Origin of the sequence: Nocardioides sp. LML1-1-1.1 (genome assembly GCF_040676175.1) — a bacterium.
Classification (GTDB): Bacteria; Actinomycetota; Actinomycetes; order Propionibacteriales; family Nocardioidaceae; genus Nocardioides.
This window is the reverse complement of record NZ_JBEGHK010000001.1, coordinates 469,733-490,885: the sequence shown is the minus strand read 5'-3', so window position 1 is coordinate 490,885 and position 21,153 is coordinate 469,733. Positions and strand designations below refer to the sequence as shown.

Genomic DNA, 21,153 nt, shown 5'->3' with positions numbered 1-21,153 from the left:
CCGGGGAGCAGCCGGCGCTCAGCGGCCGAGCGCGACGGACAGCGACAGGTTGTCGAGGTCCAGGCTCTGCAGCGTGATCGCGTAGGCCTTCGCGTTGACGTTCGGCAGGTCTGCCGAGGAGCTGGTCAGCGCGAACGCGTCGCCGACGTACCCGCTGGACGTCTCCTTGTTGGCGAAGCCCGCCTCGGACTGCGCGACACCGATGGTGGTGGTGCCGAGCTTTGCTCCGTCGGGGGTGTCGAGGGTCTTCGCGTTGAGGCCGACCGAGCCGAGGGCGATGGTGGTGTCGGTGGACTTCACCTCGAGGTGCGCCGGCAGGTTGAGCAGCGGGATGGTCACGTCCGGCGTGACGACCTCGATGCCGCTGGCGTTGGTGTTCGACCCCGTCTCGGCGTAGATCGTGGCCTGGTTGCCTCCCGCGACGTTGGCCGCGCCGGTGCGCGCCTTGAGGCCGTCGCTGGTGATCCGGTCGCTGTTGAGCGTGAAGCCGTCGGCCGAGGCGAGCACCGCGCCGACCATGCCCTGCAGCATCGCGACCCCGAGTCCCGCTGCGAGCAGCGAGGCGGGGACGGTCACGGCCGCGAACCTCGTCAGACGGGTGCGGCCCATTCCTTCTTCGTGCATGTTCAATTCTTCCCTCCCAAAGGCATCCGCCGATCCCTCCCGAACCGGCGGCGGAACGCTGGCCGCATCCCCATGCCCTTGGCCAAGCGTGACGGAGTGTGACACATATCTCCGGGTGTGCGCGACACCCCGTCACGGATTTTCTTCTCAGGTGGACGACCTGCCGGCCGATGCAGACCCGATCACGTACCGTTTGCGGCCGTGTCCCACCGAGCCGATCGCCGTCCCTGGCTGCGCACCGCGCTGGGCGTGACCGCGCTCGTGCTCTTCTTCGCCGGCGTGCTCGTCGTGATCGCCGCGCTGGCCTTCTCGGTGAAGGTGTCGGGGCACTCGATGGAGCCGACCCTCAGCGAGGGCGACAGGTTGCTGGTCAACCCCTTCGCGAGCGACGACGTCCACCGCTTCGACATCGTCGAGACCACGCTCGGCGACCGCGAGATCCCGCTCGTCAAGCGGGTGGTCGGGATGCCGGGGGACCGGATCCGCGCGGACGCCTCGGGTGCGGCGCCCGTCGTACGGGTGCGGCCGACCGGCTCCGAGCGGGAGTACGTCGTCGACAACCCGGCCTGGGAGGGGCGGGTCGGCACCAAGACCCAGCCCTGCTGCGCCACCGACGGCACGGCGGTCCAGGGCACCACGAAGCCGGACTGGGTGAGGGTCCCCGAGGACTCCTACTGGGTCGTGGGGGACAACTGGGGCGGCTCGGACGACTCGCGGACCTTCGGTTTCGTCGCGGCCGACCAGGTCGAGGCGCGGGTCTCCTTCCGGCTCCAGCCGTTCGGCGACTTCGGGTCGCTGGAGGACGACGTGCGGCTGGTTCCTGCGACACCGTGACTGAGATCCCTGTGCCGTTCGCCACAGGAGGCATTAACCTCAGCCCGTCGGGGCCGGCGGGTGGCATGGGGGCACTGCGGCACTCACAGGACGGAAGGTGCACGTGGAGGCAGTGCTGGATTGGCTGAGGGACTGGGCCGACCACGTCGACTGGTTCGCGTTCGTGTCGATCCCGTTCTTCACCGGGATCGTGGGCTGGCTGATCAACTGGTCGGGCCTGTGGATGCTCTTCAAGCCCGTCGGGTTCTGGGGGTTCCGGGTGCCCGGGCTCAAGGAGATCGCCGGCATCCTGCCGCGCAAGCTGCAGGAGATCCCCGGCTGGATGGACGGCGGCTTCGGCTGGCAGGGCATCGTGCCCGCGCGCGCCGCGAAGATGGGCAGCATCGCCGTCGACAAGGTCATCGCCAAGCTCGGCACGCCGGCGGAGTTCTACGCCCAGCTCGAGCCCGACCAGATCGCCGAGCACATCGTCAACGTCTTCCGCCCGGACCTCCCCGAGCTCGTCGACGAGGTCATGATGCGCGAGCACCCCCGGCTGTGGCGGGACCTGCCGCGCCCGGTGCGCCAGGCCGTCATCGACCGGGTCCAGGCCCAGCTCCCGGGGGTCGTGAAGACGATCACCGACGAGATCGGCGTGCACATCGACCAGCTGCTCGACCCGAAGATCATGGTCATCGACCACTTCCGGGCCAACCCGGACCTCGTCGTACGGGTCTTCAAGGACGTGGGCCAGCGCGAGCTCAACCTGATGGTGGCCTTCGGCTTCATCTTCGGCTTCCTGCTCGGCATCCCGGTCGCGATCATCGACCAGACCTGGCACCTGCAGTGGCTGCTGCCGATCCTCGGCATCTTCGTCGGCTGGACCACCAACCTGCTCGGCATGTGGCTGATCTTCGACCCGCCGGAGGAGAAGCGGATCCTCGGGATCAAGGTGCAGGGGCTGTTCCTGCGCCGCCAGTCCGAGTGCGCGGAGGTCTACGCCCGGATCATCGCCGAGGACGTGATCACGCTGGAGCGGATCGGCGACTTCCTGATGGACGGCCCGCGCGGCGACCGCACCCGCCAGATGATCGCCACCGCGATGCGCCCCGCGATCGACAAGGCGGCCGGGCCGCTGCGCGGCGCGGTCAACGTGGCTATGGGCGGCAAGCGGTACGACAGCATCAAGGACTCCTTCGCGCTGGAGGCCGTGGGCCGCACCATCACGCCGTTCCGGGACGCGGAGTTCAGCCGGCAGCAGTCGGAGAAGATCCGGGTGCTCATCGCGCGGCGGACCAAGGAGCTCCCGCCCAAGGACTTCGTGGAGATGATGCGCGCGGCCATCAAGGAGGACGAGTGGATGCTCTACGCCCACGGCGCCGTGATGGGGGCCGCCGGCGGGATCCTGCACCTCGGCATCTTCAATTGGGGCTGGATCCCCGGGTTCCCCCCGTGAGCGGAAGGCTGGCATGACTGAGGACCTCGACAAGGACGGCCTGCCGCGGCTGCCCGCGCTGACCGGCCCGGCCGTCGCCGAGTCGCTGCCCGGGCTGGCCCGGGTGGCCGGCTCCGCCGCGTTGCACACTGCCGGCTGGGGCGTGCGGACGACGACCCGCAACTGGCTGCGCGTCGGCAAGGCGGTCACCAACCGCGACGAGGCCGCCCTGCTGATCCGCGACGTCACGTCGTACGTCGGCGCGCTCGGCGAGGTCGCCCGCCAGGTCTCCGGCGGGGTGCCGGTCGCGACCGCGTTGATGCGCGCGGGGGAGTCGCTGGGCGGTGCCGAGCGGCGCGAGCCGATCGCCGCGCCGGTCGTCGACGGCAAGGTCACCGCGAGCCGGCCGCAGACCCTGCGCGAGCGCGGCAACGACCTGCTCGCCAAGTCCCGCGACGTGTGGAGCCAGGACGACCGCCACCCGGCCTTCGACCGGATCCTCGACGAGCTCGCTCCCGACGAGGCGCGGATCCTGGTGATGCTGCTGCGCAACGGCCCGCAACCCAGCGTGGACGTGCGCACCGGCGGCCCGATCGGCGTGGTGAGCAGCCAGCTGATCGCCCCGGGGCTCAACATGGTCGGTCCGCGGGCCGGCCTGCGCTACCTGGAGCAGGTGCCGTCGTACCTGAACAACTTGTTCCGGCTCGGCCTGGTCTGGTTCTCCCGGGAGCCGGTGCACGACCACATGGAGTACCAGGTGCTGGAGGCGCAGCCGGACGTGCTGTCCGCGCTGCACTCGGTGAAGTTCGCCAAGGTGGTCCGGCGCAGCATCCACCTCACGCCCTTCGGCGAGGAGTTCTGCAAGCTGGCCCTGGTCGACGAGGCCACCGCGCAGAGCGACGCGCTGCCCGAGCACGAGGCCCCGCCGGACATGGAGGGCTGAGCCGCTCAGCCGAGCGTGCGCCGGGTGACCTGCCCGGCGCTGCTCACCAGGCTGTACGCCGGCACGTCGCTCGCCACGACGGCGCCCGCCGCGACGACCGACCCGGCCCCGATCCGGGTGCCGGGCGCGACGGTCACGTTCGCGCCGAGCCACACGTCGGGGCCGATCTCGATGGGCGCGGTGGTGATGCCGTCGTACCGCTCGCCGGGCGCGACCGGGTGTCCCGCCGTGGCGAGGGTGACGCCGGGGCCGATCATCGTGCGGTCGCCGATGGTGATCCCGCCCAGGTCGTAGAACGAGCAGTTCTGGTTGACGAACACCTGCTCGCCGAAGTCCAGGCGCAACCCGTGGTCGCAGTAGAACGGCGGGTAGAGCGTCAGCGTCCCCGGCACCGGCCGGCCGAGGATCTCGGCGAGCAGCGCGGCCCGGCCCGCGGTGTCGGAGTGCGGCAGCACGTTGAGCTGTGAGGTGAGGTCGAGGACGACCTGGACCCGCTCGGCGACGGCCCGGGAGGCGGGGGTGCGACGGGGGATCAGCTGCTCGTTCCGCATGGTCGCCGATCCTGGCAGGGTGTCCCCGGAAATTCCCAAAGTTGAGTGGAACAGACTCAACTTTGCGCGCGTTGATCCTGATGACGCGTTCCACCCACACCGCACACAGGAGACACTCTGCACATGAGTCAGTTCGGGGCCGACAAGTTCACCACGCGCAGCCGCGAGGCGATCGAGGCCGCGCAGCTCGCTGCCACCACCGCCGGCAACACCACCGTCGAGCCGATCCACCTGCTCGTCGCGCTGCTCCTCCAGGAGGAGGGCACCGCGGCCAACCTGGTCGCCAAGTCCGGCGTCGACGTCCCGGCGCTCGTCCATGCGGCCTCCGCCGCCCGTGACGCGCTGCCGAGCGCCAGCGGCGCCACCGTCCAGCAGCCGGCCGGCTCCGCCGCCCTCACCCGGGTGCTCGCCGCGGCGCTCGACCTCGCCCGCTCCATGAAGGACGAGTACGTCGCCAGCGAGCACCTGCTCATCGCGCTCGCCACCGTCGAGTCCTCCGCCCAGAAGGTGCTCACCGACGCCGGGCTGAGCGCCGACGGCCTGCGCGAGGCGCTCGGAGCCGTGCGCGGCAACCGGCGGGTCACCTCGCAGGACGCCGAGTCGACGTACGAGGCGCTGGAGAAGTACTCCGTCGACCTCACCGCCGCCGCCGAGGACGGCAAGCTGGACCCGGTCATCGGCCGGGACCAGGAGATCCGCCGCGTGATCCAGGTGCTCTCGCGGCGCACGAAGAACAACCCGGTGCTCATCGGTGAGCCCGGCGTCGGCAAGACCGCCGTCGTCGAGGGCCTCGCCCAGCGCGTGGTCGCGGGCGACGTGCCGGACAGCCTCAAGGGCAAGCGGGTTCTCAGCCTCGACCTGATGGGCATGGTCGCGGGCGCGAAGTACCGCGGTGAGTTCGAGGAGCGGCTCAAGGCCGTGCTCGACGAGATCCGGGACTCCGAGGGCCAGGTCATCACCTTCATCGACGAGCTGCACACGGTCGTCGGCGCGGGCGCCGGCGGCGACAGCCAGATGGACGCGGGCAACATGCTCAAGCCGATGCTGGCCCGCGGCGAGCTGCACATGATCGGCGCCACCACCCTCGACGAGTACCGCGAGTCGATCGAGAAGGACCCGGCGCTGGAGCGTCGCTTCCAGCAGGTCTTCGTCGGTGAGCCCTCGGTCGAGGACACCATCCAGATCCTGCGCGGGATCCAGGAGAAGTACGAGGCCCACCACGGCGTGCGGATCACCGACGCCGCGCTGGTCGCCGCCGCGACCCTGTCCGACCGCTACATCACCGGCCGCCAGCTGCCCGACAAGGCGATCGACCTCGTCGACGAGGCCGCCTCCCGGCTGCGGATGGAGATCGAGTCCTCGCCGGAGGAGATCGACCAGCTCCGCCGCCAGGTCGACCGGCTGAAGATGGAGGAGTTCGCGCTCGCCAAGGAGTCCGACGACGCCTCTCGCGAGCGGCTGGAGGTGCTCCGCGCCGACCTCGCCGACAAGGAGGAGGAGCTGCGCGGGCTCGAGGTCCGCTGGGAGCGGGAGAAGTCCGAGCTCGAGGGTGAGGGCGCGCTGCGCCGCCAGCTCGACCAGCTCCGGATCGAGGCCGACCGGTTGCAGCGCGACGGTGACCTCGGCGGCGCCAGCGCCATCCTCTACGGCCAGATCCCCGCGCTGGAGCAGCAGATCAAGGCCGTCGAGGCCGCCGACCCTTCGACAAGCCCAGGGACCGGCGGGGAGAAGCTGGTCGGCGAGGAGGTCGGCGCACCCCAGGTGGCCGAGGTCGTCGAGGCCTGGACCGGCATCCCGACCGGCCGGCTCCTGCAGGGCGAGACCGCCAAGCTGCTGGAGATGGAGCAGGTCATCGGGGCCCGCCTGATCGGGCAGCACGACGCCGTGCGCGCGGTCAGCGACGCCGTACGACGGGCGCGGGCCGGCATCTCCGACCCCAACCGGCCGACCGGCTCGTTCCTCTTCCTCGGCCCGACGGGCGTCGGCAAGACCGAGCTCGCCAAGTCGCTGGCGGACTTCCTGTTCGACGACGAGCGGGCGATCGTGCGCATCGACATGAGCGAGTACGCCGAGAAGCACTCCGTCGCGCGCCTGGTCGGCGCCCCTCCGGGCTACGTCGGCTACGACGAGGGCGGCCAGCTCACCGAGGCGGTGCGCCGGCGTCCGTACTCGGTGGTGCTGCTGGACGAGGTGGAGAAGGCCCACCCGGAGGTCTTCGACATCCTGCTGCAGGTGCTCGACGACGGCCGGCTGACCGACGGCCAGGGCCGCACGGTCGACTTCCGCAACACGATCCTGATCCTCACCTCCAACCTGGGCTCGCAGTTCCTCGTCGACCCGACGATGGACCCGGAGGCGCAGAAGGAGGCGGTGCTGGGCATCGTGCGGCAGGCCTTCAAGCCCGAGTTCCTCAACCGGCTGGACGAGATCGTCACCTTCGACGCGCTGTCCCGCGACGACCTCGCGCACATCGTCGAGCTGCTCCTGCGCTCGCTCGAGGCGCGCCTGGCCGCCCGCCGGATCACCCTCTCGGTGACCCCGGAGGCGCGGGCCTGGCTGGCGGACGTCGGCTACGACCCGGCGTACGGCGCCCGGCCGTTGCGCCGGCTCATCCAGACCGCCATCGGCGACCCGCTGGCCCGGCTGCTCATCGCGGGCGAGGTCACCGACGGCGGGTCCGTGCGGGTCGAGCGCGGGGAGGACGGCCTGGTCCTGGCGGTGTGACGTAGGCAAACCACCAGAAGCACGGCTGGGGCCGTCTGGTGGAATGGGGCCCATGAGCGAGCAGCAGGCGCGACCGGTCCAGGCCACGCTCGCGGGCGGTTTGATCATCGGCGGCTCGGTCCTGCTGATCGCGCTGGCCTGGGAGCGGGTCAGCCTGCTGCACACCCTCGACGTGCGCGAGAGCGTCGAGGAGTGGCTGCGCCGCAACGAGCTCAGCGACCTCAGCGTCGAGGAGGTCATCACGACGATCCGCGTCCTGTGCATCGTGGGCGCGGGCGCCGCGGCGGCCGCCGCGATCCTCGGCTTCCAGGTGTTCCGCCGCTCGGCGAGCGCGCGCTTCGTGCTCGCCGGGCTGGCGCCGCTGCTGCTCCTGGGCGGCGTCGCCACCAGCACCCCGCTCGGCATCCTCGCCGTGCTGGGGGTGGCGCTGCTGTGGGCCCAGCCCACCCGGGACTGGTACGCCGGGCGCCCGTGGGCGCAGCGCTACGAGGAGCGCCGCGAGCAGCGCCTCGCGCTGATGCGCTCGGGGAGCCCGACCACGCCCCCTGCGGCGCCGTCCGCGCCGCACCAGGAGGGCCAGGTGCCGCCGCCCCCGCCGGCGTTCGGGCTGCCGCCGGAGCGGCCGCTCGTCGTACGACGGCCGGGGGCGCTCAAGGGCGGCTGCGTGCTGACCTGGGTGCTCACCCCGCTGGTCGCGCTGAGCGGGCTGTTCGGGGTGCTCCGCGCCGTCGACGAGAGCGGCCAGCTCTTCGCCGACCTCAAGGAGCAGCAGCCGGACATGGTCGAGTCCTCGGGGATGACCGAGGCCGACGTGGTCGCGGCGCTGTGGGTGCTCGGTGGGGCGCTCGTCCTGTGGTGCGTGGCCGCGGCCGTGCTCGCCGCCCTCGCCTGGGTCGGCCAGGGCTGGGCGCGGATCGTGCTGGCGGTCTCGGGCGTGGGCGCGGCCCTGCTCGCCCTGCTGCTGGCGCTGAGCTATCCGCCGGTGCTGGTCCTCGTGGTGAGCATCGGCCTCGGGGTGCGGATGCTGCTGCGACCCGAGGTCGCGGCGTGGTACCGGCTGCGTCGTACCCCCGGCATCAGGCACTGAGGTCGGCCGCGCCGAGGCGCGCCACCGCCTCGGCGATCACCGCGGGCTGCTTGCAGAACGCCCAGCGCACCAGGTGCCGGCCGGCGCCGGGGGCGTCCGGGTCGTCGTAGAAGACCTCGGTGGGGATCGCCACCACGCCGGCCCGCTCGGGCAGGGCCCGGCAGAAGTCGCTGCCGCTGGCCCAGCCGAGGGCGGAGACGTCGGTGGTGGCGAAGTAGGTGCCCTCGGGCAGGTAGGTCTCCAGGCCGGCCGCCCGCAGGCCGGCGACCAGCTCGTCGCGGCGGGCCGCCAGGTCGCCGGCGAGCCGGGCGGGGAAGCCGGCCTCGTCGTCGAGCGCGGCCGCGACGGCGGGCTGCAGCGGCGCGCCGGAGGTGTAGGTCAGCCACTGCTTGGCAGCGGTCACCGCGGCGACGAGCTCGGCCGGGCCGGTCGCCCAGCCGACCTTCCAGCCGGTCACCGACCAGGACTTGCCGGCGCTGGAGAGGGTGAGCGTGCGCTCGGCCATCCCCGGCAGGGTCGCGATCGGGGTGTGCCGCCGGCCGTCGAAGGTGAGGTGCTCGTAGACCTCGTCGGTCACCACCAGCAGGTCGTGGCGGCGCGCGACGTCGGCGACCGCCGCCAGCTCGGCGTCGTCGAGGACCCGGCCGGTCGGGTTGTGCGGCGTGTTGAGCAGGATCAGCCGGGTGCGCGGCGAGACCGCCGCCTCCAGCTCGACGGGGTCGAGCCGGAAGTCCGGGGCGCGCAGCGTCACCGGGCGTCGTACGCCGCCGGCGAAGCCGATCATCGCGGTGTAGGAGTCGTAGTAGGGCTCCAGCACCACCACCTCGTCGCCCGGGTCGACCAGGCCGAGCAGGGCACCGGCGATCGCCTCCGTGCAGCCCGTCGTCACCGTGACCTGGGTGTCCGGGTCGAGGTCGATGCCGTAGTGACGCTGCTGGTGGCGGGCGACGGCCTGGCGCAGCACCGGGATGCCGATGCCGGGGGCGTACTGGTTGGCACCGCCGTGCAGGGCCGCGCTCGCGGCGTCGAGGACGGCGGCCGGACCGTCGGTGTCGGGGAAGCCCTGACCCAGGTTGACCGCACCGGTGCGGGCGGCGAGCGCGGACATCTCGGCGAAGATCGTCGCGCCCATGCCGGCGACGCGTCGGGCTGCAGGAGGCACGGACAGCACCCTAGTCCGGGAGTCGATAGCCTCAGGGGCGTGACGACCACGGACACCGCCCTCGCCGCCGACATCGACGCCACCTGCCGCCTGACGGGGGAGTTCACCCTGCGCTCGGGTCAGGTGAGCAACGAGTACTTCGACAAGTACCTCTTCGAGGCGGACCCGCAGCTGCTCGCCCGGGTGGCCCGCGAGGTCGCCCAGCTGCTGCCCGGCGACGCCGACCTGCTCGGCGGGCTGGAGATGGGCGGCATCCCGATCGCGACCGCCGTGAGCCAGCTGGTCGGCATCCCGGTCGTGTTCGTGCGCAAGAAGGCCAAGGAGTACGGCACGGCCAAGCTCGCCGAGGGCCCGGCCTTCGACGGCAAGCGGATCGTGCTCATCGAGGACGTGATCACGACCGGCGGCGCGGTGCGCGACGCGACGAACGCGCTGCGCGAGGGCGGCGCGATCGTCGACACCGTCGTCTGCGCGATCGACCGGAGCGCGGGCGCGGCGAACCCGCTGGAGGACATCTCCCTCGAGGTCCGCGCCGTCCTCACCAAGGCCGAGCTGGACGCGGCCCGGGCGGCGGCCCAGGCGTAGGGGTTCCTGGATTCCTGCAGCCGCAGGCACTCACTCGGCGGGCGCGCCGGCGATGTTGAGGAGCCAGTCGACGCCGTACCTGTCCTTCAGCATGCCGAAGCTGTCGCCCCACGGCGCCTGCTCGAGCGGCTGGTGGATGGTGGCGCCGTCGGAGAGGCCCTCCCACCAGCTGCGGAGGGTGTCGCCGTCCTCGGCCGGACCGCTGATGCTGACCTGCTGGGTCTGCGGCTCGCCCGGGACGTGCTTCGGGTGGTCGGCGCCCATGAGGAGCACGGAGTCGGACACGGACAGGGTCGCGTGCATGACCCAGTCGAGCTCGCCGTCCCTCTCGGCGGCCTCCCGCACGGTGCCGCCCATGTCGGCGAAGGTCATCACGTCGAGCTTGCCGCCGAGGACGGACTGGTAGAACTCCATCGCCTCGCGCGCCTGTCCACGCCAGTTGATGTACGGGTTGAGGTTGATGGCCATGGTTGCTCCCTGGTGTCGTGGTTGGTCCGATGCCGGGAAGACCGTGGTGTCAGCCCGGACTCATCGCTCGTCGGCGACCGACTCCGTGGAGACCGCCTTGCGCCGCTTGGCGGCGGGGCGCTTGTGGCGCCACCACTCCCACCCGAGCGGTACGGCGGAGAAGGCCAGGATGGCGAGGGTGACGTAGTCGATGTTCTCGCCGAGCGCCGGGATCGCGGCGCCGAGGAAGTAGCCCAGCAGGGTGATCGAGACGACCCACAGCACGGCGCCGATGGCGCTCCACACGAAGAAGCGGCGGCGCTCCATCTCGGTGACGCCGGCGACCACGGTGATGTAGGTCCGCACGAAGGGCACGAAGCGGCCGATGACCAGCGCCTTGTTGCCGTGCTTGTCGAAGAAGGCGCTGGTGTTGTCGAAGTACTTCTTCTTCAAGATCTTGCCCTCGCGCTCGTAGAGCGGGGGCCCGAGCTTGCGCCCGATCTCGTAGCCGGCGACGTTGCCGGCGAAGGCCGCGATCGTCAGCAGCACGACGGCGATGACGAGCTCGACGGGCTCGTTGGAGATCCCGACGACGGAGTAGCCGGTCGTGTTGCTCCCCGCGATGAACAGCCCCAGCGCGAACAGCAGGGTGTCGCCGGGCAGGAACGGGAAGAAGAGGCCGCACTCCACGAAGACGATCGCGAGCGCGATCCAGATGAAGGTGTTGCCGTATTCATGCTGCAACCACTCGGGGTCGAGCCACTTGATGCCCAGCAGCATCGGCACGACGAACGGGGTCGCGACCAGCGAGTTCACGCGGTCACGCTACCTGTCCCCGCCCAAGGAGGTGAGCGTTAGGGTGCCATCCGTGGAAGGGGAGCACCGGGCGCCGTACGACCCGATGCCGCACGGGCCCGCCGAGGTGGGCGTCGGGCCCTGGCCCGGGCCGTGGCCGGAGGGACCCGGCAGCGAGGTGTACGACGCCGCGCTGCTGCGCGACGGCGACCGCCGCAACGTCGTGGACCGCTACCGCTACTGGTCGATGGAGGCGATCGTCGCCGACCTCGACGCCCGCCGTCACGGCTTCCACGTGGCCATCGAGAACTGGCAGCACGACTTCAACATCGGCACCATCGTGCGCTCCGCGAACGCCTTCCTCGCCGCCGAGGTGCACATCGTCGGCAACCGGAGGTGGAACCGCCGCGGGGCGATGGTCACCGACCGCTACCAGCACGTCCACCACCACCCGACGGTCGCCGACCTGCGCTCCCACCTCGGCGACGTACCGCTGCTGGGGATCGACAACCTGCCCGGCTCGGCACACCTGGAGACGATGGAGATCCCGCGGCGGGTCTGCTTCCTCTTCGGCCAGGAGGGGCCGGGGCTGTCCCAGGCGGCCCGGGAGGCCTGTGACGGCACCTTCTCGATCGCCCAGTTCGGCTCGACGCGGTCGATCAACGCCTCCGCGGCGGCGGCCATCGCGATGCACGCCTGGGTCCGCCAGCACGCCGACCTCACCAGCGACGAGGCCTGGCGCGGCTGAGCCGCTCACGCGTCGGCGGCGGCGAGCGCCTCGCGCAACGCGCTGAGCCCGCGCGAGGTGTGGCTCTTGACCGTGCCCTCCGCGATGCCCAGCTCGGCGGCGGTCTCGCTCACCGACAGCCCCAGCCAGTGCCGCAGCAGCACCGTCGCCCGCTGCTGCGCCGGCAGCACCTGGAGCGCCGCGACCAGCGTGGTCCGCTCCTCCACGCTGGCCCCGGCGGGCGCGGCGCGCTCCGGCAGGCTGTCGGTCGGCAGCTCCCGGCGCACCGCGCGCCGGGAGGCGTCGATCGCGGCGTTGAGCAGGATCCGGCGCACGTAGGCGTCCTCCGTGCCCCGCCGGGTCACCCGCGGCCAGGCGACGTACAGCCGCACCAGGGCGACCTGGGTCAGGTCGTCGGCCTGGTGCCAGTCGCCGCACATGCCGTAGGCGATCCGGCGCAGCTGGTCGCGGCGGCTGGTGGCGAACTCGACGTACGCCGCCTCCTGGCTGCGCCTCACCGCAGGCCCTCGCTGCCGCCGGACTCGTTCGGTGCGTACTGCGTGCGGGCGTAGGCGACGAAGGCCGACAGGGTGGGGACCGTGGCGTCCTTGCGGTAGGGGATCGCCTCGGTGGCGCCACCGGGCAGGCGCCGGACGGCGAGGAACCAGGTGACGCCGTCACGGACGACCTCGGCCACCGCCGTCGGCTGGCCGGCGGGGGCGAACCGGTCACCCAGGCCGGGGTCGGGGCGGGAGGCGACGATCTCGACGCCCGGCTCGGGCCGGACCCGGGAGCGCTCGTTGATGCGCACCCACGCCTCGTCGCTGGAGCCGGACTCGCTCGTGCCGAGCGTGAGCAGCTGCTGGGCCCACTCGCGCAGGGTCAGCCCCTGGGCCGGCAACGGCTGCGAGGCGTACCCCGCGTCGTCGGCGACGGCGTAGTAGTCCTGGCCGTCCAGGCGCAGCTCGAAGGCACGGTGCACCGTGCCCTCCGGGTCGGTCACCCGGGTCTGCTCGAGCACGGCGGCGGCCGGGTTCAGCGTGATCGTCCCCTCGGCGTCGACGCGGATCAGCTCGGCCTTCTCCCACGGCTCCGGCGCGGGCGCCGGGGTGGGCGTGGGGCTGCCGGCGACCGGTGTCCGGTCGGTGCCTCCGTCGGGGCCGCCGTCGGGCCCGCTGCCCGGGCCGACCGCCCAGGCCAGGCCGCCGACGGCCAGCACGGCGGCCAGGCCGGCGCCACCGAGCGCGACCCGGCGGCGTCGTACGGCCGTCCGGCCGGTGCGCACGGCCTGCTCGATCTCGAACCCCGCGGCGGGGACGGTCCGCAGCTCGGCGTCCAGCCGCTCGATGATGTCCTGCACGTCTGCCTCCCGGGTCGGGGTCGATGGTCACTCGGAAGGGGATACGCGGGCCACCGCCGCGAGGTTGTCACGGTAGGTTGGCCGCGTCGACCACCCGACCCGTGCAGGAGCCAGCCAGCATGCCCATCGCCACCCCCGAGAAGTACGCCGAGATGCTCGACGCCGCGAAGGCGGGAGCGTTCGCCTTCCCCGCCATCAACGTGTCGTCCTCGCAGACGCTCAACGCCGCGCTCAAGGGCTTCGCCGACGCCGGGTCCGACGGCATCATCCAGATCTCCACCGGTGGTGCGGAGTACCTCTCCGGCCCCAGCGTGAAGGACATGGTCACCGGCTCGGTCGCCTTCGCCGCGTACGCCGCCGAGGTCGCCAAGAGCTACCCGGTCAACATCGCGCTGCACACCGACCACTGCCCCAAGGACAAGCTGGACGGCTTCGTCCGCCCGCTGCTCGACATCTCCGCCGAGCGGGTGGCTCGTGGCGAGGCGCCGCTGTTCCAGTCGCACATGTGGGACGGCTCCGCCGTACCGCTGGAGGAGAACCTGCAGATCGCCGAGGAGCTGCTGGCGAAGGCCGCGGCCGCCCGGATCATCCTGGAGATCGAGGTCGGCGTCGTCGGCGGCGAGGAGGACGGCGTCGACGGCGGCCTGGGCGAGCACCTCTACACCACGCCCGAGGACGCGCTCGCGACCGTGCGCGCCCTCGGCACCGGCGAGAACGGCCGCTACCTGACGGCGCTGACCTTCGGCAACGTGCACGGCGTCTACAAGCCCGGCAACGTCAAGCTGCGCCCGGAGATCCTGCGCGACGCCCAGGCCGCCGTCGTGAAGGAGCTGGGCCTGCCCGAGGGCTCGCGGCCCTTCGACCTGGTCTTCCACGGCGGCTCGGGCTCGTCGGCCGAGGAGATCGGCGCGGCCGTCGACTTCGGTGTGGTGAAGATGAACGTCGACACCGACACCCAGTACGCCTTCACCCGCCCGGTGGCCGGCCACATGTTCGACAACTACGACGGCGTCCTCAAGGTCGACGGCGAGGTCGGCAACAAGAAGGCCTACGACCCGCGCGCGTGGGGCAAGGCCGCCGAGGCCGGCATGGCCGCCCGCGTCGTGGAGGCCTGCGAGAACCTCCGCTCGGCCGGCACGACCGTCGGCTGACGGTGACCGGTCCGCTCCCCACGGCCGCCGACGTCGACCAGGCGTCGGGGCTGCTCGGGTCGGTCGTGCCACCGACCCCGCTGCAGCGCGCCGCCCGCCTCTCCGCCCTGACCGGGCTGGACGTCTGGCTCAAGCGCGAGGACCTCACCCCGGTCCGCTCCTACAAGGCCCGTGGCGCCTACACCGTGCTCGCCGGGCTCACCGACGACGAGCGTGCCCGCGGGGTCACCTGCGCGAGCGCCGGCAACCACGCCCAGGGCGTCGCCTTCGCGTGCGCCCGGGCGGGGGTGCACGCCACGATCTTCCTGCCCCGCACCACGCCGCGCCAGAAGCGCGACCGGGTCGCCGCGCTCGGCGGTGAGCAGGTGGAGGTCGTCATCGCCGGGGAGGCCTACGACGACGCCGCGGTCGCCGCCGCGGACTTCGCGGCCGCGTCGGGCGCGACGGTCATCCCCGCCTTCGACCACCCCGGCATCATCGCCGGCCAGGGCACCGTCGCGGCGGAGATCCTCGCCCAGTCCGCGGCCCTCGGCTGGCAGCCGGACGCGCTCGTCCTCCCGGTCGGCGGGGCCGGCCTGATCGCCGGCTGCCTGACCGTCCTCGCCGAGCGGCTGCCCGGCGTCGCGGTCGTCGCGGCCGAGCCGCTCGGCGCCGCGTCGCTGGCCGCCGCCCTGGACGCCGGGGGTCCGGTGGAGCTGGAGACCGTCGACCCGTTCGTCGACGGCGCCGCCGTACGCCGGGTGGGGGACCTGACCTACGCCGCGGTCTCCCAGGCCCGCTCGGCCGTCGACCTCTCCGTGGTCGCGGTGCCGGAGGGCCTGATCTGCGTGGAGATGCTCGACCTCTATCAGTCCGACGGGATCATCGCCGAGCCCGCCGGCGCCCTCGGCCCGGCCGCGCTGCGCCTCGAGTCGGCCGGCGGCGCACTGGAGCCGGGCAGCCGGGTGGTGGTGGTGGTCTCCGGCGGCAACAACGACGTCTCCCGCTACGCCGACATCGTCGAGCGGGCGCTGGTCTTCGAGGGCCTCAAGCACTACTTCCTCATCGAGTTCCCGCAGGAGCCGGGCGCACTGCGCCGCTTCCTCGACGACGTGCTCGGGCCGGACGACGACATCACGCTGTTCGAGTACACCAAGCGCAACAACCGGGAGACCGGGCCGGCGCTGGTCGGGGTGGAGATGCAGCACCGCGACGACATCGACGGCCTGCTCGCCCGGATGGAGGAGTCCCGGCTGCGGGTGGAGAAGGTGCCGCCGAACAGCCCGCTGTTCGGGCTGGTGCTCTCCTAGGTGTGATGCCTAGGCGTCGTCGCTGGCCAGCAGGCGGGCCAGCACGCGCCCGGCACGGCTGTCCGGCGCCGCCGTGTAGGTCAGCATCCGGTGGCCGGAGTCGTCCGGCACCGAGAGCACCTCGAAGTCCAGCTCCAGGTCGCCGAGGACCGGGTGGCGCAGCAGCTTGGTGCCGGACATGCAGCTGTCGACCGGGTGCTCGGCCCACATCCGGGCGAACTCCGGGCTCTTGAGGGTGAGCTCGCCGATCAGCGACGCCAGCGGCGGGTCGTCGGCGAAGCGCCCCGACAGCAGCCGCAGCGACGCCACCGCGCGGGCCGCCTCGGTGGCCCAGTCGGGGTAGAGCGCACGGGTCGCCCCGTCGAGGAAGAGCAACCGGGTCAGGTTCGGGCGCACGTCGGGCTGCTCCGGGCCGCGCGGGTCCAGGTGGCCCGCCACCAGGGCGTGTCCGAGGGCGTTCCAAGCCAGCACCTCGGTGCGCTTGCCGAGCAGCAGCGCGGGGACCGCGGCCATGGAGTCGAGCAGCCGGACCGTGCCCGGGCGGGCGAAGTCGGGCGTCGTACCGGTGCGGGTGGCCGGGCGGTCGCGCACCCCGGCCAGGTCGAAGAGGTGCTGGCGCTCGACCGGGGTCAGCGCGAGCGCGCGGGCGAGCGAGCCGAGCACCGACTCCGAGGCATTCACGCTGTGCCCCTGCTCGAGCCGGGTGTAGTAGGTCACCGAGACCCCCGCCAGCAGCGCGACCTCCTCGCGGCGCAGGCCCGGCACCCGCCGGGTGCCGTAGTCGACCAGGCCCACCTCGGCCGGGCGCAACGCCGCGCGGCGCTGGCGGAGGAACTGACCGAAGGGGGACATGCTCCGAGTATCCCCGGGTGCCGCGCGGTGGGGGTATCCCTGCCGGTGCTAGCCACGGCCGGGCGTGGTGCCCGGACCCGGACCGCCGGACCGTGGAGGAGATCCCCTCCCGTCCGAAAGGCACCCGCATGTCCGCCCTCCTCGACAGCTCCGGTACGACGGCCGTCGTCTGGTCCACCCGCCAGCGCCTGGTCCTGGTGCTCCTGCTGACCGCCAGCTTCACGCTGGCGATCGACTTCTCCATCCTCAACGTCGCGCTGCCGGTCATCGGCGCGGACGTCGGCTTCCGGCGGGAGTCCCTGCCCTGGATCGCCACCACCTTCGCCCTGTGCGCCGCCGGCTTCACGCTGCTCTTCGGCCGGGTGGCCGACGTCGCCGGGCGCAAGCGGCTCTTCCTGGCCGGCATGGCCGCGCTCGGTCTCGGCTCGCTGCTCGGCGGGCTCGCCCAGGACCCGGCCACGCTGCTGACCGCGCGGGTGGTGCAGGGCCTGGCGACCGCGGCCGTCACCCCGGCCGCTCTCTCCCTGCTCACCACGTCCTTCCCGGAGGGCCCGCAGCGCGAGCGGGCGCTCGGGTTGAACGGCTCCCTGATGGCGGCCGGGTTCACCACCGGTGCCATCCTCGGTGGGCTGCTCACCGACCTGCTGAGCTGGCGCTGGGCGTTCTTCCTCAACCTCCCGGTCGCGCTCGCCGTGCTGGCCCTCGGGCCCCGGCTGCTGACGGAGGGTGCACGCGAGCGGGGGACCCGGCTCGACGTACCGGGGGCGGTGAGCGTGACCGGCGGGCTGCTCCTGCTCGTCCTGGGCGCCACCCGGATCGGGGAGGCCGGCGCCTCCGACGCGCTCGCCTGGGGCGCGCTGGGCGCCGGGGTGGTGCTGTTCGTGGTCTTCCTGGTCGTCGAGGGCGCCGCACCGAGCCCACTCGTGCCGCTGGGCGTCCTGCGCCGTCGTGCCGTGCTGTGGGGGAACCTCGCCGGCATCGTCGCCTTCGCCACCGAGACCGCGCTGGTCTTCCTGCTGACCCTCTACCTGCAGGACGTGCAAGGCTTCAGCCCGCTGCAGGCCGGGCTGTCCTTCGCGGTGCTCGGCGCCGGGACGGTGCTCGGCGGGCTGCTCGCGCCGCGCGTCATCGCGGCGACCTCACCGCGGACCGCGATCGTCGCCGGCCTGCTGGTCCAGGCGGTGGCGACCGGCTCGCTCCTGCTGCTGGGCACCTCGCGGGCCTCGGTCGGGCTGCTGCTCGTCGCCACCTTCGTCGGCGGGGTCGCCAACCTGGTCGCGATCGTGGGCTTCATGGTGAGCGCGACGAGCGGGCTGCCCGACACCGAGCAGGGCCTGGCCACCGGGCTGGCGAACATGAGCACCCAGGTCGGGATCACCGTCGGCATCCCGGTGGTGGGGACGATCCTGGTGGTCGCGCTGGGTGGTGCCGCGGCGGCGGGCCCCGAGCTGCTCGGCGCGCTGCGGACCGCGATCGGCGTCGACGCCGGGCTGTGCGTGCTGGCCGCGCTGGGCGTGCTCGCGCTGCTGCGCCCGGCGTACCTGACCGACGAGATGTCCCGGACGCAGCGACCCGCTCAGTGAGCGCCGCGGTAGCCGGCGTGCTTCGGCGCCTCGTAGAACATCACGGCGACGAAGCCGACGGCGTACATCACCGCAGGCAGCCACAGGGCGTCGTGCATCGCGTTGCTGAACAGCGCGGCCACGTGGGGGTCGGGGATCTTGTCGGCCCCGGCCTCACCGGTCGCCTCCGCCCCCGGCAGGTAGTGCGCGAGTCGGCTGTCCATGAGCACCGCGATCGCGGCGGCGCCGAGCACGGAGCCGACCTGGCGGGTGGCGTTGTAGACACCCGCACCGGCCCCGGCGAGCTGGAGCGGCAGGTTGCGGTTGGCGGTCGCGGCGGTCGGCGCCCAGATCGCGGCGTTGCCGACGCCGATGATGGCCATCGCCACGCCGATCTCCCAGATCGCGACGTCCGGCTCGAAGCGCCAGATCAGGAACAGGAAGCCGACCAGGCTCACGCCGAAGCCGAAGCCGGTGACCTGGCGCGGGTGCAGCCGGTCGGTCAGCCTGCCGATCGGCTGGGCCAGGAAGATCGACATCACCGCCATCGGCAGCATCAGCAGCGCCGCCTGGGTCGGGGTGTAGCCGCGCACGGCCTGGGCGTAGAGCATCAGCGGGAAGCCGAAGGCGGCGGCGATCGAGCCCATGCAGGCGATCGCGACGTTGGAGACCGAGAAGTTGCGGTCCTTGAACAGGCTCAGCGGGACCAGCGGCTCGGCGCGGTTGAAGCGCTGCCAGACGATGAAGACGACCAGCAGCACCGCGCCACCGGCGATCATCGCGATGATCCAGCTCGCCCAGTCCTTCTGGTGGCCCTCCTGGATGCCGAAGCAGAGCAGGAACATCGCGGCGCCGGAGAGGGCGACGCCGAGCCAGTCGAAGCGGTGGGCGTGGGTGGGCAGCGAGGGGACCAGCCGCCACGCCATCGTGAAGGCGATGATGCCGAAGGGGATGTTGACGAAGAAGATCCACTCCCAGCCCAGGCCGTCGGTGAGCAGGCCGCCGAGGATCGGGCCGACCACCATCGCCACGCCCGCGGTGGCGCCCCAGACGGCCATCGCACTGCCACGCTGGGCGACGGGGAAGATCCGGGTGATGATCGCCATCGTCTGCGGGGTCATCATCGAGGCGCCGAGGCCCTGCACGACACGAGCCAGGATCAGCGCGTCCACCGTGTTCGTCAGGCCGCACCACAGCGACGCGAGCGTGAAGACCGTCAGGCCCAGCAGGTAGAGGTTCTTGGAGCCGAAGCGGTCGCCCAGCCGGCCCATGATGAGCACCGGCACGGCGTAGGCCAGCATGTAGGCGCTGGTGACCCACACGACGTCGTTGACGGAGGCGTCGAGGTCCTTGATGATCGTCGGCGTCGCGACGGTCACGATGGTCAGGTCGACCAGGATCATGAAGAACCCGATGACCAGGGCCCACAGGGCCGGCCAGGGGTTGTCCACCTCGGAGGTGGTCTGCGGGGGAGCGCTCTGGGTCACGGTACGAGTGAACACCCGCGCGCCGACATCCTGTTCCCCGGGGACACAATGACGTCATGAGCCTCACCCCCGGCGCCGACCTGATGGCCGGCCCCCCGCCCACCCACCTGCCCGTCGACCCCGCCGCCGAGCTGCTCGCAGCCGGCGAGGCGCCCGGGGCCGTCGTACGCCGCCTGCCGGCCTCGCCCCTGGCCTGGGCGACCCTCGCCGAGCAGGCCCGCGACGAGGGCGCCGACGACGTGACGGTCTACGCCTACAGCCGCGTCGGCTACCACCGCTCGCTCGACCTGCTGCGCCGCAACGGCTGGAAGGGCCACGGCCCGGTGCCGTGGGAGCACGAGCCCAACCGCGGCTTCCTGCGCGCCCTGGCGCTGCTCGCGCTGTCGGCCCGTGCGATCGGCGAGACCGAGGAGTGGGAGCGGTGCGCCGACTTCCTGCGTGACTCCAGCGCGACGGGGTACGACGAGCTGCTCGGCTGAGGTGGGCCGTCCGGGCCTGTGGGCCGCCGCCGCGGCGACGTACGCCGTCGTCGGTGGTGGCCTGTGGTGGCTCGGCGCGCCCTCGCCGTTGCTCTTCGCGGCGCTGGTCGCCGCGGTCCTGGTGGCGCTCCGCGCGCCGGAGCCGCCGGCCATGCCGGAGGCGCTGCGCACCGCGGGGATGGCGGTCGTCGGCACGGCGGCCGGCGCCAGCGTGGACGCGGACGTGCTGCGCACGGTCGCCCGGGAGCCGGTCGCGGTGGTAGGCGGCGTCCTGGTCACCCTGGCCGTGTCGATGCTGGTCGGCCAGGTGCTGCGCCTGTCCCGCGACGTCGACGGCACGACCGCGATCTTCGCCTCGGTCGCCGGCGGAGCGTCGGGAGTCGCCCTCGCCGCCCGGGAGTACGGCGCTGACGACGCGATCGTGATCTCGGTGCAGTACCTGCGCGTGGTCCTCGTGCTGGTCAGCGTGCCGCTGGTGGCGCCGCTGCTGGGTGACGCCGGTGGGGCGACCGCTCCGGACGCCGGGCCGGGCGACCCGCTCTCGCAGCTGCTCTACACCGGGTCCGCGATCCTGCTCGGCCTGCTCTTCGCGCGCGTCGTGCGGATCAGCGCGGCACCGATCCTCGGCACCCTGGTCGCCTCCAGCGCGCTCGCGCTCTCGGGGTGGTTCCCCGACGCGAGCGTGCCGGGGTGGGTGGTCGCGCTCGGCTTCACCGTCGTCGGGGCCAACGTCGGGCTCAGCCTGACCCGGGAGCGGCTGCGCCGGCTGGCGCGGCTGTTCCCGCTGGCCCTGGTCCAGGTCGTGCTCGGCGTGCTGGCCTGTGCGGCCGTGGGGGTGCTGTTCGCGGACGCCGTGGGCATCTCGCGGATCGACGGCTACCTCGCCACGACGCCGGGCGGGCTGCCCGCCGTGGTCGCCGTGGCGGTCGACTCGGGCCAGGAGATCGGGCTGATCCTGACGATGCAGTTCGTCCGGGTTTTCGTCGCCCTGGCGTTCGCCCCGTTGCTCGGGCCGTGGCTACGACGGCGCGGCGCTCAGCGTCGGACGTAGCGGCGCAGCTCGTCGAGGACCAGCGTGTC

The 21,153-nt window shown here is 72.6% G+C and carries 21 protein-coding genes; 12 read left to right on the top strand and 9 right to left on the bottom strand.

The features are described 5' to 3' along the window. Positions 1–18: 18 nt before the first annotated feature. Complete coding sequence (locus MRBLML1_RS02405) at positions 19–576, bottom strand: DUF6230 family protein (RefSeq protein WP_364510843.1); 558 nt, start codon at positions 574–576, stop codon at positions 19–21. Positions 577–825: 249 nt separating this feature from the next. On the opposite strand from MRBLML1_RS02405, the gene lepB reads away from it, so the two are divergent. From lepB to MRBLML1_RS02390, 3 genes are all read left to right on the top strand, one after another. Beyond that, entirely contained in the window at positions 826–1,458 is a 633-nt protein-coding gene (gene lepB, locus MRBLML1_RS02400) for a signal peptidase I (protein ID WP_364510840.1), read from the top strand. Between the two features lie 112 nt (positions 1,459–1,570). Beyond that, positions 1,571–2,893, top strand: a complete 1,323-nt coding sequence (locus MRBLML1_RS02395; protein WP_364510838.1) for a hypothetical protein — start codon at positions 1,571–1,573, stop codon at positions 2,891–2,893. Positions 2,894–2,906: 13 nt separating this feature from the next. Next, the gene (locus MRBLML1_RS02390; RefSeq protein ID WP_364510836.1) at positions 2,907–3,815 is read left to right on the top strand and encodes an Abi-alpha family protein; all 909 of its coding nucleotides are present in this window, start codon (positions 2,907–2,909) and stop codon (positions 3,813–3,815) included. 5 nt (positions 3,816–3,820) lie between these two features. On the opposite strand, the gene MRBLML1_RS02385 is transcribed toward MRBLML1_RS02390, so the two are convergent. Next, a complete protein-coding gene (locus MRBLML1_RS02385) occupies positions 3,821–4,366 on the bottom strand; it encodes a DapH/DapD/GlmU-related protein (RefSeq protein ID WP_364510833.1) in 546 nt (181 codons plus the stop codon). 123 nt (positions 4,367–4,489) lie between these two features. Between MRBLML1_RS02385 and clpB the strand changes: the two genes are divergently transcribed. Both clpB and MRBLML1_RS02375 read left to right on the top strand, forming a co-directional pair. Next, positions 4,490–7,090: an ATP-dependent chaperone ClpB gene (gene clpB / locus MRBLML1_RS02380; protein WP_364510830.1), complete on the top strand. Its 2,601-nt coding sequence runs from the start codon at positions 4,490–4,492 to the stop codon at positions 7,088–7,090. Positions 7,091–7,142: 52 nt separating this feature from the next. Continuing rightward, on the top strand, positions 7,143–8,177 hold the full coding sequence (locus MRBLML1_RS02375) for a hypothetical protein (RefSeq protein WP_364510827.1): 1,035 nt from the start codon (positions 7,143–7,145) through the stop codon (positions 8,175–8,177). On the opposite strand, the gene MRBLML1_RS02370 is transcribed toward MRBLML1_RS02375, so the two are convergent. Then, complete coding sequence (locus MRBLML1_RS02370; RefSeq protein WP_414691227.1) at positions 8,167–9,345, bottom strand: pyridoxal phosphate-dependent aminotransferase; 1,179 nt, start codon at positions 9,343–9,345, stop codon at positions 8,167–8,169. The two genes, MRBLML1_RS02375 and MRBLML1_RS02370, sit on opposite strands and share 11 nt — an antisense overlap. A gap of 33 nt (positions 9,346–9,378) precedes the next feature. Here MRBLML1_RS02370 and pyrE point away from each other — a divergent pair, with 33 nt between their 5' ends. Next, on the top strand, positions 9,379–9,924 hold the full coding sequence (gene pyrE / locus MRBLML1_RS02365) for an orotate phosphoribosyltransferase (protein ID WP_364510822.1): 546 nt from the start codon (positions 9,379–9,381) through the stop codon (positions 9,922–9,924). A 30-nt stretch (positions 9,925–9,954) separates the two neighbouring features. On the opposite strand, the gene MRBLML1_RS02360 is transcribed toward pyrE, so the two are convergent. Continuing rightward, positions 9,955–10,392 carry a VOC family protein gene (locus tag MRBLML1_RS02360; protein WP_364510819.1) on the bottom strand — a complete coding sequence of 146 codons (438 nt, stop codon included), beginning with the start codon at positions 10,390–10,392 and terminating at the stop codon, positions 9,955–9,957. A 60-nt stretch (positions 10,393–10,452) separates the two neighbouring features. Continuing rightward, on the bottom strand, positions 10,453–11,187 hold the full coding sequence (locus MRBLML1_RS02355; RefSeq protein WP_364510816.1) for a DedA family protein: 735 nt from the start codon (positions 11,185–11,187) through the stop codon (positions 10,453–10,455). 85 nt (positions 11,188–11,272) lie between these two features. On the opposite strand from MRBLML1_RS02355, the gene MRBLML1_RS02350 reads away from it, so the two are divergent. After that, entirely contained in the window at positions 11,273–11,914 is a 642-nt protein-coding gene (locus MRBLML1_RS02350) for a TrmH family RNA methyltransferase (protein WP_364513099.1), read from the top strand. Between the two features lie 5 nt (positions 11,915–11,919). On the opposite strand, the gene MRBLML1_RS02345 is transcribed toward MRBLML1_RS02350, so the two are convergent. After that, complete coding sequence (locus tag MRBLML1_RS02345; protein WP_364510813.1) at positions 11,920–12,411, bottom strand: SigE family RNA polymerase sigma factor; 492 nt, start codon at positions 12,409–12,411, stop codon at positions 11,920–11,922. Beyond that, positions 12,408–13,253 carry a hypothetical protein gene (locus MRBLML1_RS02340; RefSeq protein WP_364510811.1) on the bottom strand — a complete coding sequence of 282 codons (846 nt, stop codon included), beginning with the start codon at positions 13,251–13,253 and terminating at the stop codon, positions 12,408–12,410. The genes MRBLML1_RS02345 and MRBLML1_RS02340 overlap by 4 nt, the downstream gene beginning before the upstream one ends. A 119-nt stretch (positions 13,254–13,372) precedes the next feature. Between MRBLML1_RS02340 and fbaA the strand changes: the two genes are divergently transcribed. Then, entirely contained in the window at positions 13,373–14,404 is a 1,032-nt protein-coding gene (gene fbaA, locus MRBLML1_RS02335; protein ID WP_364510808.1) for a class II fructose-bisphosphate aldolase, read from the top strand. Between the two features lie 2 nt (positions 14,405–14,406). After that, positions 14,407–15,693 (top strand): threonine ammonia-lyase IlvA, encoded by a 1,287-nt coding sequence (ilvA, locus tag MRBLML1_RS02330; protein WP_364510805.1) that lies wholly within the window; start codon positions 14,407–14,409, stop codon positions 15,691–15,693. A 9-nt stretch (positions 15,694–15,702) separates the two neighbouring features. Here the strand turns inward: ilvA and MRBLML1_RS02325 are convergent, their stop codons facing one another. After that, positions 15,703–16,545: a helix-turn-helix transcriptional regulator gene (locus MRBLML1_RS02325; RefSeq protein WP_364510802.1), complete on the bottom strand. Its 843-nt coding sequence runs from the start codon at positions 16,543–16,545 to the stop codon at positions 15,703–15,705. Positions 16,546–16,673: 128 nt separating this feature from the next. Between MRBLML1_RS02325 and MRBLML1_RS02320 the strand changes: the two genes are divergently transcribed. Continuing rightward, positions 16,674–18,128 carry an MFS transporter gene (locus MRBLML1_RS02320; RefSeq protein WP_364510800.1) on the top strand — a complete coding sequence of 485 codons (1,455 nt, stop codon included), beginning with the start codon at positions 16,674–16,676 and terminating at the stop codon, positions 18,126–18,128. Here MRBLML1_RS02320 and MRBLML1_RS02315 read toward each other — a convergent pair. Further along, entirely contained in the window at positions 18,122–19,594 is a 1,473-nt protein-coding gene (locus MRBLML1_RS02315; RefSeq protein ID WP_364510797.1) for a DHA2 family efflux MFS transporter permease subunit, read from the bottom strand. The genes MRBLML1_RS02320 and MRBLML1_RS02315 overlap by 7 nt on opposite strands. A 56-nt stretch (positions 19,595–19,650) precedes the next feature. Here MRBLML1_RS02315 and MRBLML1_RS02310 point away from each other — a divergent pair, with 56 nt between their 5' ends. Beyond that, on the top strand, positions 19,651–20,073 hold the full coding sequence (locus MRBLML1_RS02310) for a DUF3151 domain-containing protein (protein ID WP_364510794.1): 423 nt from the start codon (positions 19,651–19,653) through the stop codon (positions 20,071–20,073). Further along, positions 20,033–21,124, top strand: coding sequence for an AbrB family transcriptional regulator (locus MRBLML1_RS02305; protein WP_364510792.1), 1,092 nt, complete (start codon positions 20,033–20,035; stop codon positions 21,122–21,124). Before MRBLML1_RS02310 ends, MRBLML1_RS02305 begins: the two co-directional genes overlap by 41 nt. Positions 21,125–21,153 lie beyond the last annotated feature (29 nt).

Bases quoted from the DNA above. Each gene is read 5' to 3' on its own strand.
- MRBLML1_RS02390 (WP_364510836.1), top strand. From the start codon at position 2,907: ATGACTGAGGACCTCGACAAGGACGGCCTGCCGCGGCTGCCCGCGCTG.
- MRBLML1_RS02385 (WP_364510833.1), bottom strand. From the start codon at position 4,366: ATGCGGAACGAGCAGCTGATCCCCCGTCGCACCCCCGCCTCCCGGGCC.
- clpB (WP_364510830.1), top strand. From the start codon at position 4,490: ATGAGTCAGTTCGGGGCCGACAAGTTCACCACGCGCAGCCGCGAGGCG.
- MRBLML1_RS02375 (WP_364510827.1), top strand. From the start codon at position 7,143: ATGAGCGAGCAGCAGGCGCGACCGGTCCAGGCCACGCTCGCGGGCGGT.
- MRBLML1_RS02360 (WP_364510819.1), bottom strand. From the start codon at position 10,392: ATGGCCATCAACCTCAACCCGTACATCAACTGGCGTGGACAGGCGCGC.
- MRBLML1_RS02350 (WP_364513099.1), top strand. From the start codon at position 11,273: ATGCCGCACGGGCCCGCCGAGGTGGGCGTCGGGCCCTGGCCCGGGCCG.
- fbaA (WP_364510808.1), top strand. From the start codon at position 13,373: ATGCCCATCGCCACCCCCGAGAAGTACGCCGAGATGCTCGACGCCGCG.
- MRBLML1_RS02325 (WP_364510802.1), bottom strand. From the start codon at position 16,545: ATGTCCCCCTTCGGTCAGTTCCTCCGCCAGCGCCGCGCGGCGTTGCGC.
- MRBLML1_RS02320 (WP_364510800.1), top strand. From the start codon at position 16,674: ATGTCCGCCCTCCTCGACAGCTCCGGTACGACGGCCGTCGTCTGGTCC.
- MRBLML1_RS02310 (WP_364510794.1), top strand. From the start codon at position 19,651: ATGAGCCTCACCCCCGGCGCCGACCTGATGGCCGGCCCCCCGCCCACC.